Origin of the sequence: Paenibacillus sp. FSL H7-0942, from assembly GCF_045040715.1 — a bacterium.
Classification (GTDB): domain Bacteria; phylum Bacillota; class Bacilli; order Paenibacillales; family Paenibacillaceae; genus Paenibacillus; species Paenibacillus amylolyticus.
Genome location: NZ_CP150279.1, coordinates 3,608,941 through 3,622,160, shown reverse-complemented (window position 1 = coordinate 3,622,160; position 13,220 = coordinate 3,608,941). Strand labels below are relative to the sequence as shown.

The window sequence follows — 13,220 nt, the reverse complement described above, 5'->3', positions numbered from 1 at the left end:
TTACATCCAAGGGGGAACCGTACGTGAAACAGACTCGCAAAAAAAAGATGGATTTAAGGTTCAAACTGTATTTGATTATTCTGGTTCCGCTACTGGCCATGGGCGGTCTAATCATATGGGCAACCATCGACTCCAGTGAAAATGCATCATTAATGACCATGCAGCATAACAATCAGCAGCTGGCTGTGAATACCGCCTCTCAACTAGGTCAGGAGTCGGAATTAATTAAGACATTATCTTCTCCTGCTTCAGAGGAGAGCAACGAATATAAAAGTCTTAGGGACGAACTCGTTAAAGTTAGGCTTCAATCGGGAGCCTTGTATGTTTATATGTATAACAAAACTTCGGACGGGTGGATCTACACCGTAGATGGAGCGAATTGGGACGATACGGAATATAGTCCTTACGGCACTGCAATGGAATTCAATCCCCAGATTCAGGAACGCTTGTTACGCGGTGAAGTCGTCACAACAGGCATTGTAGATGATCCAACTTGGGGACAGCTATTGTCCTCCTTTACACCAATCAAGGATTCGCAAGGTGCTGTCATTGGCTATCTGGGCATTGATATTTCTGCTGGAGCAGTGAATCAAGTCTCCGCGACATCTGTGAATAATGCTTATCAGACCATTATCCCGATTTTTGTGGTTGTACTGATTCTTTCTTTGGTCATGATGTTATTCGTAGTACGAGGTATTCTTAGACAAGTACGCGATATTAAGTCAAGTCTCGAGCAGGTTGCTGATGGGAATCTCAAAGTCGTATCCACACACATGTCCAATGATCAACTCGGTGACATTAGTGATTTGATTAACATCATGGTTGCCCAATTGACGAACATTCTGATGGGAATACAGCAAGGTTCAAATACATTACAGCAGTCATCAAAAGATATTTCGGAAACCGCTCAGACAAACCAGCGTCAGAGCGAAGAACTTTCCAGAGCGATTGAGGAGATTGCCATAGGTTCAATGAAACAGGCTGAAGAGACAGAACACTCCGTCCAGCATTCAGAGAATCTGGGCAAAATAATGGATGAAGTAGGTTCATATGTGAAACAGTTTACTTATACTTCAGAGCAGCTATCTTCTGTTCAAGTACAAGTTACACGTGAACATGAGGTTCTGCTTGAGAAGGGCAGAGAGAATGCCAAGCGTGTTGAGCATCAACAGGATATTTCCAGGTCTCTGACGACTCAATCCGAACTCGCTTCCTCTATTAGCGGTCAAATTCACAACATTTTAAAACAAACTCAAATTCTATCCCTGAATGCTTCAATTGAAGCTGCCCGAGCTGGAGAAGCGGGTAAAGGCTTTGCAGTCGTTGCAGGTGAAATGGGACAGCTCGCTCAACAATCCGAACGTTCGATCCAAGAGATTGATGAGATCCTGGGTTCATTTGTTCAAGAGATACATCGGATGGGCAGTCATTTTGATGCAAATATGGTAGCTGTTAAGGAACAGGAGAAACAGATCGCTGATTGTCTCCAGGCATTTGGACAGGTTAGCCGCTTATCGACCGAAGTGCATGAGTTGGCTCAGAGTTTAGACAGCCGGACGATGGACATGCACTCTATTCGTCAGGAGTTGGAACAGAATCTCAGTTATATTGCTTCCGCAACCGAGGAAACTTCAGCCATGGCCGAAGAAGTCACGGCTAGTGCTGTGGAGCAGCAGCGATCGGCAAACGAACTGTCGAACATCTCCGGGGAACTCGCTGGTCTTGCAGGCAACCTAAAATCATATTCCGATCAATTTCAGATCGAAGTCACTAAATAAGTTCCCAATCTTGCTAAGGGTGTTGTTAGATGACAAGTTAGAATCGCCGCCGGAAACATAACTTTCTTGGAGCGTTAATTTTTCGGAGGACTCAGGGTTCTGATCAGCAGCTTCCACCAACGAATTAGGAGATTCATCACGTTGACTTAATAATGATTCCTCATTTATAATTCGAACATTAAGAGCCTGCCAGACATGACTTACCATGGATGCCTGGGATATCGATCTGTAAACAAACTCAAACTCAACAGTGAAAGATGTGAATGCATTATGGTTAAAGAGAAATTATATTACGGTAAAGATATCGAGGTTATGTTTAACTCGGATGTTTGCATTCATTCCGGTATTTGTGTAAAGGGCCTTCCTGCTGTTTTTGATTTAAGCAAGCGTCCTTGGGTTGATCCTGATGGTGACACTTCGGAGGCCATTGCCCGGCATATTGACACATGTCCAAGCGGAGCATTGACGTATAAGCTTCTGGACGGTGAATATTCAACAAAGAAAGAGGATGAACATGCATAACGTAGAACATGAACCTGCCAATAAAAGATTTCTTATTCAAGATAACGGTGACATTGCTGCGGTGATGACCTATGTAATCTCGAGTCCAGAGCTATACATCATTGATCACACTTTGGTGGAAAATGCTTACCGAGGACAAGGGCTTGGCGATGAACTTATCAAAGCGATGGTGGAATACGCGCGGGAAAACGGTATTAAGATTTTACCTCTATGTCCGTTTGCCAAGGGACGTTTCGAACGTATTTCCGAATACGCGGATGTTCTCCATCAATAAAACGAATATTCGCAGTTGATTTTCATGTGATTACACAACAATAAAAGGCGCCTATATCATTCAAACCATGATATAGGCGCGCCTTTTTACGTATCCTACTTAAACTTTAATGCTTAATCCAACAATGGTTTCAAACGGTCGCAACATCAGTGGCAGCAAACCATTCTCATAGTTGGTAAGCCAGATCTCTGAGAAGTTGAGGCCAAGCTCATCTTCCTCAAGCTCCACCATGTGTTCAGTAAGATTGATTACTACCAGCACCTGTTGGTCTGCCAGTGTACGTGTATATGCATATACACTCGGATGATCCGGCATAAGGAGCTCATAGATCCCATAAGTCAGCGTATCGTGCTCTTTTCGCAGCTGAATCATTTGTTTATAAAATTGAAGAATAGAACGTGGTTCCTGGAGTTGTTTCTCTACATTAATATGGATGTAATTGTCATTCACCTTCAGCCATGGTGTTCCACTGGTAAACCCGGCCTCTTTGGCCGAAGACCACTGCATCGGTGTTCTGGAGTTATCGCGACTCGAAGCCCAGATGATGTTCATGATCTCCTCATGCGACATGCCCTCTTCGCGTTTGATCTGATATAAATTCCGATCGGCTATGTCGTTATAATCCTCTATCGAAGGGTAAGCCACGTTTGTCATGCCTATCTCTTGCCCCTGATATATGAAAGGTGTGCCTTGCATGAAAAAGTACATGGCTCCAAGTGCTGTGGCACTTTCATACCAATACTCCGTATCATTTCCCCAAGATGAAACTTTACGAGGCTGATCGTGATTTTCAATAAATAAAGCATTCCAGCCGACGCCTTCCAGTGATTTTTGCCACTTGGTCAAGACGTTTTTCAATTTGGGAACATCCAGTTGCCTGTCTGTACTGTTTTTCCAAAGGTCCAGGTGTTCGAATTGAAAGACCATATTAAATTTCCCTCTGACTTCACAGATCCAATCCAGCAGATCTTCTTGGTCCTCAACCTTAACTCCATTTGCTTCCCCAACAGTCACGACGTCATATCTGGATAATGTATTCTCTTTCATTTCTTGCAGATAACTCTGGATTCCCTTGACATTCATATGCTTTTCAAAAGAAGAGATATACTTGACGCCTTCTCGGATTGGCATGTCCAAGAGACCCTCTTCTTTGTGAATATGGCTGATGGCATCCACACGGAAACCATCAATCCCTTTATCCAGCCACCAATTCATCATTTCATATATGGATTTCCGAACTTCTTTATTTGCCCAATTCAAGTCCGGTTGTTTTTTGGAGAACAAATGAAGGTAGTACTGTCCGGAGACTTCATCGTATTCCCAAGCTGAACCGCCAAAGATGCTCTCCCAGTTATTTGGTTCGTCCCCATTCTTCCCATCTCTCCAGATGTACCAATCTCGTTTGGGATTATCCAGTGAAGCTCTGGATTCAATAAACCACGGATGTTCGTCACTTGTATGATTGATTACCAGGTCCATGATGAGTTTCATGCCGCGTTGATGAACTTGATGCAGCAATTGATCAAAGTCCGCCATCGTGCCGAATTCATCCATAATGGAACAGTAATCACTGATGTCATAACCATTATCGTCGTTAGGTGACTTATACATCGGACAGATCCATATCAGATCAATACCGAGATCTTGAATATAATCCAGTTTAGATATGATCCCCTGGATGTCACCAACCCCATCCCCGTTGGAATCCATAAAACTTCTCGGATAGATTTGATAAGCTACTGCTTCTTTCCACCATACTCTTTTCATTGAATATAATCCTTCTTTCTTGAGAACTGAACATTATATAACGTATTATGCTTTAATTATGAATAAGGTACATTCTTGCTTCATATGGACGAAATTCGCTCTCTGACATTTCACCTGTATAGTTAGCTATCAAAAGCTGATAGGACCCTGTTAATTGCTCCTGAAGCGAAAGTTCAGTCGTATATCCTTTGAAATTGCATACCACAAGAATTGTCGTACCATTCAACGTTCGGGTATAAGCAAACACGTCTGGGTTCTCTGGAAAGATCAGCTCATAATCCCCATATACAATGACTTCGTGATCTTTTCTGAGTTGAATTAACTTCCGGTAATAATGGAATATGGATTCGGGATTATTCAAACTTTCCTCGGCATGGATATGCTTATAATTTGGATTCACTTTAATCCAAGGATCCCCTTGTGTAAAACCCGCGTTATCGGAAGTATCCCATTGCATAGGTGTGCGTGCATTATCACGTCCCTTGGCGTAGATCGACTCCATCACACTTTGTTCAGGATAACCTTTCCCCATTCTTTCCTTATAAAAGTTGAGCAATTCAATATCTCGATAATCCTCGATAGCGTATTGGACATTCGTCATACCCAATTCTTCACCCTGATATATGTAAGGCGTACCTTGCATGCCATGAAGAAGGGTAGCCAACATTTTAGCCGATTGAACTCTGAATTCTCCATCATTTCCCCAACGTGAAACGATTCGAGGTAAGTCATGGTTGTTCCAGAACAGACTGTTCCAGGCATCACCCTTGAGCTCCGTCTGCCATTTGGACAGCACTTTTTTTAATGCCATCACATCCAAAGGTTTAAGATCCCACTTTCCTTTGCCTTCTTGTTCATCCAAGCTGATGTGTTCAAATTGGAAGACCATTGAAAACTCACTTCCGTCTGGATTACTGTACAGTTTGGCGATTTCCGGAGTGGCGCCCCATGTTTCTCCAACGGTTAGCAGGTCTTCCGCTTTTTGAAACGTCTCCTTGCTCAGTTCCCTGATATATTTATGCAAATTAGGTCCGTTTCCCGTAATCTTCAAATCCGGTTCTTTACCGATTAAGTCGATCACGTCAAGGCGAAAACCACCCACACCCTTGTCGATCCACCAATTGATCATGTTATATATCTCCTGCCGGACTTTGGAGTTTTCCCAGTTGAGATCTGGCTGTTTTACGGAAAAGAGATGCAAATAATATTGCCCGATCTCAGGCAACCATTTCCAGGCTGAGCCACCAAAGGTGGACCCCAAGTCGTTCGGAGGTGTTCCTTCAACACCATCTCTCCAGACGTAGTAGTCATGGTACGGATTGTCTTTGCCTTTTTTGGCTTCTTGGAACCAGGGGTGTTCATCCGATGTATGGTTCAACACCAAATCCATAATGATTCGAATGTCTCGCTTCCCGGCCTCCTGAATTAACGTTTCCATATCTTCCAAAGACCCAAACATCGGATCAATGTCCTGATAATCTGAAATATCATATCCGTAATCATCTTGAGGAGACTTGCAAACGGGTGATAACCAGATCGCACCGATGCCTAGTTCCTGTAAATAATCCAATCGAGATACTATGCCCTCCAAGTCTCCGATTCCATCACCGTTTCGATCTTGAAAGCTGCGTGGATATATTTGATATACAACGGTTTCTTTCCACCATTTTTTATTTTCCATGTTCCATTCAACCTTTCTAAGGTTATTCTTTGACCGATCCTACGACAATGCCCGTCACAAAGTATTTTTGCAGCAGCGGATAAATCATCAATAGCGGGATAACAGCGACTACGATTTTGGCTGCGTTCAGGTTTTTGTTCGATATTTCAGTCAGGTTACTGAGTTCGCTGGAATTCGTGCCGGCTTGAAGCAAATCGGCAATATTCACGTTAAGGGACTGAATATAGGTCATTAGCGGATAATTACTCACTTTGGTCATATAGATCAACCCGCCGAAAAAGTCATTCCACGTACCCACGATACTGAACAAGGCGACTGTCGCCAGTGCAGGAATGGATACGGGAACATACACTTTGAACAAGACCTGGAGCGGATTGGCCCCATCGATGAATGCTGCTTCTTCAAGCGCTTTAGGTACAGCGGAGAAGAAATTCATCACGAGAATGACACTGAATATCGGGACAGCGCCTGGCAGAACAAGTGCCCAGATCGTATTCAGCATGTCCAGGTTTTTGATCAGCAGGTAACTGGGAATCATGCCTCCACTAAACAACATGGCAAAAATCATGATATTCATATAAATGTTTCTGCCTTTAAAATCTCTTTTTGATTTGGATAGCGGATAAGCCATCAAAATGATCAGAATCATGTTAAGCACAAGAGCTAGCGCAACACGTAGAACGGATATACCAAAGGAGCGCCAGAACTGTGCATCATCGATAATTTTGGTATACGCTGCTGTTGTGAAATTAACTGGAACAAGACCTACTGCGTTGGCGGATACCGCCTCGCTGCTGCTGAATGAAATGGCAACGATATTCCATAACGGAAGAAGGCAGACCAATGCCAGCATGAGAACGATGGCATAGATGACAAACCGGCCGATTCGATCTTTTAAGTTTGCAGAATAGGACACAGGTTTGGCCTCCTTAAAATATTTTTCGGTCCGTATATTTTTTGGCCAACTGGTTGGCAGACATGAGCAAAACAATACCGATGACGGACTTGAACAAGCCAACTGCCGTACCGAAGCTATACTGTCGTCCAACGAGACCGATCCGATAGACATAAGTATCCAGAATGTCGCCTGACTCATAGACAACCGGGTTATACAGATTATAGACTTGATCGAAACCGGCGCTCAAAATGTTGGTCAAGCTCATTACGCCCATGAGCAGAATAATAGGCAGCATGCCTGGCAATGTAATATGCCACACTTTTCTCCACCAACTTGCTCCATCCATTCCTGCCGCTTCATACAGACCGGGATCAATAGACGTAATTGCAGCCAGATAAACGATGGAACTGTAACCAAACTCTTTCCATACGTCTGTACCGATAATCAGTGGCTGGAACCAGGTGTTGCTGCCAAGGAAATTAATATTTTCGAGGCCAAAGAACGCCAACATTTGATTCACAATGCCATCCAAACTGAACATGTTGACAACAACCGATGCCAGTACAACCCAGGATAGAAAGTGTGGCAGATAAACAATCGTCTGCACGGATTTTTTAACGTATTTGATACGAATTTCATTTAATAAAACGGAAAAAATGATGGCCATCATCGTTCCGAGCAGAATCTTGCCAATCGCAATCACCAACGTATTGCTGACGACCTGCGCGATATCCGGCAGCTTGAACATATACATAAAATGCTTCAGGCCTACAAATTCGGAGCCGAACATGCCCTTAGCCGGTATATAATCCTGGAACGCCGTAATGATGCCGACCATTGGAACATAGCTGAATACAAGCAAAAACAAAATGCCCGGAAGCATCATCATATGGTACATGGCACCTGGGCCGAGCCGCCCTCTCGCTTTCCAATTCCCCTGTTTCATGGATGAACCCCTTTTCTGAAGAAAGGCTGCGTATCGCAGCCCTGCTACTGTTCATGGATGTTTATTTTTTCGATGCGATCTCGTCTTCAATTTCCTGAATGACTTGATCACCACCTTGTTTCTTCCAATTGCTGACGAATGTATCGAAATAATCGAGCGGTTCTGAACCCGTTACAATTTTGATAAACGATTCCTGTTCCAACTTTGTCAGATTGGCCCATGTCTGTTTCATACTTGGCGTAGTGCCAGAGTAAGCAGGTGTCATCCATACAAATTTGTTTTCCTGAGTCAGTTTGTCAATCAGTCCCACTCCGTTGATCCGCGAATGATATTTTGACCAAGCAGTCACATCATCCGTATCCATGTCGCTCAAATAGGTTTTGATGCTTCCGATATTGTTCTTCGATTCGGTAGTGCGAACCTCATCCAGGGAAATTTCTCCTTTGATTCCGCGAACAACGTCAGAGTAATCATCCAACAGCGATGTAGCCGAATTAACTTCGATATTAAAAGGTCTCGTGGAGCCGTCTACGCCGGTCTCCTGATACTTGGCAGCTTCCGGCATGGTTGCTGCGGCATCTTTATCATTGGCCAGTTTATCGTAGAACAGGTTTACAATCTTAACCGCCAGTTCAGGGTGCTCATATCCTTTTCTCACCACGATAAACTGATTGGATGGATTGGCATGCGCCACGTTGACCTTGCCGTCTGCATCTTCCAGCGTATAAGCCGAGAATTTCGCATTTTTATCCATCTGTTTTGCACTGATCAGTCCCCAGTCAGGGATATGCCACGGTCCAAAGGCAATACCGCTTTGGCCATTGGCGTAGAGTGCGGTAATATCATCAAACGTGCGGGTTCCGAATTGCGGGTCAATGATGCCATTCTTGAACCAATCCGCCATGGTGCCCAGCATTTTCTTCGTTTCTTCTGTCGTGGAACCATACACGATTTTGCCGTCTTCACCATTCATCCAATATTGCGGGAAGGCTCCCTCGTTTGAGGCCACACCCAGCATCGTATAAGCAGAGCCATTATAATCTGTTGTATTCATCGTGTTCACAAATGGAATACCTACCGGGTTCCCGGATTGGCCAGGATCTCTTTTCAGGAATTCCAGCGCTGTTTTCTCCACTTCATCCAGTGAAAGGGCACCGTCTCCGTCTGCATCCAGTTGAATCCCCAGCAGATCCAACCAATCTTGACGAACCCATACCATCGTTGGTGCGGAATCCAGGGAAGTCGCCGGAAGGCCCATCAAACGTCCATCAATCGTTGCATTGTCTAATGCACGCCCATCATAGGAATCGTACATCTGCTTAATGTTATCTGTGGCATATTGATCATAGATGGCGGTCAGATCCTCAATCAGATCGTTATCCACCAGTTCTTTCAGTTCATCTTTGGAATCAACACGCATCATGTCAGGCAATTCCCCGGATGCGATGGCGAGCGAAACTTGACGGCTATAATCTTCACCATTGGCTTCAAATTGATCTGTAATCTGAGCGTTAAACGTGTCTTTGACCAGCCGAGTATATGCGTTGTTCTCATAGGTATCACCAGCCGGAAGTTTTGGGTTGGCTGTGGTTACCCGTCCCATGGTTACGGTGATTTCGTCTTTATAGGCACTGAACGGATCTCCCGGCGTTACTTCATATTTGCCTGCTTCCTCTGCAGTAGGAGGGGTGGTAGTGCCTCCACATGCCCCTAGGGCTGCAACCATCAAGGCGGACATGGACAGCACGGCCAGGCGCTTTGTCACCCGGTTGCTTTTAATAGACCATTTTGTTCTCATCTAGTTCGATTCCCCTTTATTCTGATGTTCAACATATTTGTTTACGCTTTCATTATAAAATGAAGTGAAGGCCAATCGAGATAGGGATTACACGTCCGTTTGGATAGAGAAATGGTTACAGTTTTCAGTCCGTATGATGAAGGATGGTTAACTTGTGATCATTTACCCTACCTACTGACCAACATTTGTCTATCTACCCCTCTTCTCGATCAAAAAACAAAAGCCGGCAGCTCCTAAAACAGGAGACTGTCGGCTATTTATTTCCTCTACCTAGCTGCCGATATTCGCTTGGCAGAAGACCTGTCAGTTCGCGGAAAATCCGGCTGAAATATTTTTCATCCGAATAACCCACTCGCTCCGCAATCCAGAAAATCGTATTATTCGTATTGAGCAAGTACTCTTTGGATTTCTCTACCCGGATGAAGCGGGAGTACTCATTAAAGGTTTTCCCCATCAAATCTTTGAAACATTGACTGAAATAACTTCGGCTGATGTTGAGTTGTTGGGAGAGACCTGAAGCTGTATAGGCCTGTTCCAAATCCTGCTGCACGATCATCACCGCTTTTTTCACGGCATCGATGATTTCCTGTGAGTACGAAGTCTGTTCATCAGCCTTTCGAATGCTTGCAGCAGTCTGTTTGATCCATTCTTCAACCTCGTACCAAGACTCGAAAGAGTGGATCATCGAGATTCTTCCAAGCGTAGTTTGGGCAAAAATACGGTTCCACTCCATCAAGATCGAGTACAGCAATCCCATCAACTGACCTTTATGTAATCGTAAGGATATAAACTGGTCAATGAGTTGGTTATAGTAACTGTCGTGGTGGGTCCATGGGGTTTGGAACCAACTTTGTTTAATCCGGTCAAGGTCCTCATCCTGCGGTTCATTTGAACATGTGTCTTCCTCATTCATCGAAACGGCAATGACTTGGTTATTGGGGTTGTATGCATAGAATAAAGACGTCTCTGTATAATTCATAATCCAGTTTTTGATTTGCGACCATGTTCGCTCTTGTACATCAGACAAAACCAACAACGTACACTGGGGAACTTGATGCAGGGATTCTCTCAATTGATGAAATAGTTGATCCTCTTCGGACGGGGGGGCAGCCCACATGCAGCTATGACGCTCAACCTCCCATCTTATCTCATCTTCATGCGCAGTTAGCTCCATTGGCCATTTATGCTCTGATTTCCGATCTTGTGAAACAAGAGCATACACATTTCGATAATGGAAATTGATTTCATTCTGTGCAGGCATCTTTCTTATCGTGCTTGTCAACCCGTTAATTCGGGTATGAATCCGTTGCAGAACATGTTCGAATTGCTCTTTCTCCAGCTGCACTTTGGCTATATAATCGATGGCTCCGAGTCTTAGCGCTTCCTGGATATAATCGAAATCCTGATGCAGTGTTAACACAACGATATGAAGTTCAGGATAGAGCTGCCTCGCAGCTCGCATCAGTTCGATCCCTGACATGACGGGCATCGCAAGATCCGTTAGCATCAGATGGACCGGTTGGGTTTTCAGAAAATCCAGCGCTTTCGCCCCGTTGCTTGCTTCCCCTACAACCTCCATGTCGAACTCGTTCCATGGCATCGCAGAGCTAATACCTTTGCGTACCAGCTTATCATCATCTACAATCAATACCTTAATCATGCCGAGATATCTTCTCCTTTAATAGGCAATACGAGCAGTATGCTTGTCCCTGTTCCCAATTCACTCTCAATCACCAGTTGTGCTTGGTCCCCGTACTGTGCTTTCAACATGCGGTGAACGTAATTGAGTCCGATGCCCATCCCTACTTTTTGTTGTTCAGCTTCACGATTGTTCAGCAGATTATGAATGGTTTCCTCAGTCATACCTGCACCATTATCTTGTATCATAATGTTCAACGTTGAAGTGCATGTCACTTCAATCTGAATAAAACCTTCGTCATTTAATCCATGATATAACGAATTTTCAACCAGCGGTTGCAGAATAAAGCGGGGCACAGGAATCTGAAGCACTTGTTCATCTGCAGTAATGCGGACGTCAAATTCAAAGTCATAGCGAATTTGCTGCAAAATCAGATACTGTCTTAACGCATCGATCTCCTCTTCCATGGTGGATACTTGCCCTAATTTGCCTAGATTGTAATAGAGCAGCTTGTTCAATGACTGCACCAGCTTGTCGATCTCCCCTTGTCCGTTCATGACGGCCAGCCAGTGCACCGTATCGAGCGTATTCATCAGAAAGTGCGGGTTGATTTGATAGAGCAGTTTTTCCACTTCCAGGTCTGCACGTATCTTCTCTTTCTGCTGAACTTCCTTGAAGAGGTCACCGATTTGATGCTGCATATTCGAAAATTCACCCAACAGAAAATCAAATTCAGGAATCTGAGTGCGAGCTCGGCTTCCTTTCGTTTGTGGATTCTTGGACATTCCATTGATCTCCGAATGGAACAGACCGAGTGGTTTGTAAACCATCTTCCACAGGAGCCAAGCGAGAAACACGGTAAAGCCGAGGAAAAATAAAGCGACCAGCAAAATTTGAAGCAACCACTGGTTTTTCTCCTGTTGATATTTAGACTGCGAAATGACCGATACGACACTCCATTTCTGTGAGGAATCCTCCTTGAACCAGTGATACCCGCGGGATATTCCGTCCTTGGCAGGATCGACCGTTAAGCTGGTGAAATTCTCCCCTACCTTCATGGCTTCCGGTATTTCGCTGTACACAATGTTGCCTTCACCATCCAGGATGAGATGAGATAATGCGCCGTTGTATTGATTGTAGCCCAAGATATCTTGAGTGAGGCGAAAGCCTGATTCTACGTAAATGAACACGTCGTTCCTCTCGGATAGTTGCACTTTGCGCATAGCAGACAGAACGAGTTGATCATCAAATCGGTTCATACTCATATGGGGGCCATAGTACTTAATGCCATAGGTTTGGAAGAGCACAGGCAGAGACTCAGGAGAGAAACGATCCTTAATCGGAAAGTTGCCGAACTGAGTAGTACCTTCTTTTTGAAAGTAATATAGGGTCAATCCGATATTAGGATTGGTGAAGGTCACAACACTTAACTCGTTTTTTAATTCGTCCCTGGCCTCAATCAGTTCGAAGATATCGGAGGACGGATTCAAGAATTCATCCATTCTTTTGCCTAAAGTACCCCTGTAAGATAATTGTTGCGTCACATGATTCAGATTGGTGATGGAATTCTCCAATGAGGATGTCACCTGCTGTAAATTGCTACGGATACCATCATCGATCTTATTTGCGAAAATGGAGTCGATCGTATAATAAGAAATCGCAAATATACTGATAAAGGGGATAAACGCACTGAGAAAGAACAGTAAAAATATTCTTTTTTTAAGTGTCATGGGAACCTATTCTCCTTCTGAAAATGAAACAGCAAGCCTCCTGCGTATGGAAGCTTGCTGTGGATATACATACAGCTATGCCGGTTATCGTTTTCTCCATAGGCCTCGTCCAAGTCCAATTTCCTTTCATCATTATAGATTGATATTCAAATAAGTCAAACGCTTTCATACTGTGCGCATATAAAAA

At 44.0% G+C, this 13,220-nt stretch carries 10 protein-coding genes; 3 read left to right on the top strand and 7 right to left on the bottom strand.

Features of this window, described 5'->3' with window-relative positions:
* The first annotated feature begins 23 nt into the window (after positions 1-23).
* The 3 genes from MHI48_RS16075 to MHI48_RS16065 all read left to right on the top strand — a co-directional run bounded on the left by MHI48_RS16075 (position 24) and on the right by MHI48_RS16065 (position 2,574).
* Positions 24-1,778, top strand: coding sequence for a methyl-accepting chemotaxis protein (locus tag MHI48_RS16075; protein WP_036615431.1), 1,755 nt, complete (start codon positions 24-26; stop codon positions 1,776-1,778).
* Between the two features lie 270 nt (positions 1,779-2,048).
* Positions 2,049-2,300 (top strand): (4Fe-4S)-binding protein, encoded by a 252-nt coding sequence (locus tag MHI48_RS16070; RefSeq protein ID WP_036616061.1) that lies wholly within the window; start codon positions 2,049-2,051, stop codon positions 2,298-2,300.
* Positions 2,293-2,574: a GNAT family N-acetyltransferase gene (locus MHI48_RS16065; protein ID WP_036615433.1), complete on the top strand. Its 282-nt coding sequence runs from the start codon at positions 2,293-2,295 to the stop codon at positions 2,572-2,574. The genes MHI48_RS16070 and MHI48_RS16065 overlap by 8 nt, the downstream gene beginning before the upstream one ends.
* 99 nt (positions 2,575-2,673) lie before the next feature.
* Here the strand turns inward: MHI48_RS16065 and MHI48_RS16060 are convergent, their stop codons facing one another.
* The 7 genes from MHI48_RS16060 to MHI48_RS16030 form a co-directional block, all read right to left on the bottom strand.
* A complete protein-coding gene (locus MHI48_RS16060; protein WP_405141043.1) occupies positions 2,674-4,341 on the bottom strand; it encodes an alpha-glucosidase in 1,668 nt (555 codons plus the stop codon).
* A gap of 52 nt (positions 4,342-4,393) precedes the next feature.
* The gene (locus MHI48_RS16055; protein ID WP_405141041.1) at positions 4,394-6,022 is read right to left on the bottom strand and encodes an alpha-glucosidase; all 1,629 of its coding nucleotides are present in this window, start codon (positions 6,020-6,022) and stop codon (positions 4,394-4,396) included.
* 22 nt (positions 6,023-6,044) lie between these two features.
* Complete coding sequence (locus MHI48_RS16050; protein WP_405141039.1) at positions 6,045-6,938, bottom strand: carbohydrate ABC transporter permease; 894 nt, start codon at positions 6,936-6,938, stop codon at positions 6,045-6,047.
* Positions 6,939-6,951: 13 nt separating this feature from the next.
* Entirely contained in the window at positions 6,952-7,866 is a 915-nt protein-coding gene (locus MHI48_RS16045; RefSeq protein WP_047843154.1) for a sugar ABC transporter permease, read from the bottom strand.
* Positions 7,867-7,927: 61 nt separating this feature from the next.
* Positions 7,928-9,664 carry a sugar ABC transporter substrate-binding protein gene (locus MHI48_RS16040; protein WP_405141037.1) on the bottom strand — a complete coding sequence of 579 codons (1,737 nt, stop codon included), beginning with the start codon at positions 9,662-9,664 and terminating at the stop codon, positions 7,928-7,930.
* A gap of 253 nt (positions 9,665-9,917) precedes the next feature.
* Entirely contained in the window at positions 9,918-11,324 is a 1,407-nt protein-coding gene (locus MHI48_RS16035; protein ID WP_405141035.1) for a response regulator, read from the bottom strand.
* Complete coding sequence (locus MHI48_RS16030; RefSeq protein WP_405141033.1) at positions 11,321-13,033, bottom strand: histidine kinase; 1,713 nt, start codon at positions 13,031-13,033, stop codon at positions 11,321-11,323. Before MHI48_RS16030 ends, MHI48_RS16035 begins: the two co-directional genes overlap by 4 nt.
* Between the last annotated feature and the right edge of the window lie 187 nt (positions 13,034-13,220).

Bases quoted from the DNA above. Each gene is read 5' to 3' on its own strand.
- MHI48_RS16065 (WP_036615433.1), top strand. From the start codon at position 2,293: ATGCATAACGTAGAACATGAACCTGCCAATAAAAGATTTCTTATTCAA.
- MHI48_RS16045 (WP_047843154.1), bottom strand. From the start codon at position 7,866: ATGAAACAGGGGAATTGGAAAGCGAGAGGGCGGCTCGGCCCAGGTGCC.
- MHI48_RS16060 (WP_405141043.1), bottom strand. From the start codon at position 4,341: ATGAAAAGAGTATGGTGGAAAGAAGCAGTAGCTTATCAAATCTATCCG.
- MHI48_RS16030 (WP_405141033.1), bottom strand. From the start codon at position 13,033: ATGACACTTAAAAAAAGAATATTTTTACTGTTCTTTCTCAGTGCGTTT.
- MHI48_RS16055 (WP_405141041.1), bottom strand. From the start codon at position 6,022: ATGGAAAATAAAAAATGGTGGAAAGAAACCGTTGTATATCAAATATAT.
- MHI48_RS16040 (WP_405141037.1), bottom strand. From the start codon at position 9,664: ATGAGAACAAAATGGTCTATTAAAAGCAACCGGGTGACAAAGCGCCTG.
- MHI48_RS16070 (WP_036616061.1), top strand. From the start codon at position 2,049: ATGGTTAAAGAGAAATTATATTACGGTAAAGATATCGAGGTTATGTTT.
- MHI48_RS16035 (WP_405141035.1), bottom strand. From the start codon at position 11,324: ATGATTAAGGTATTGATTGTAGATGATGATAAGCTGGTACGCAAAGGT.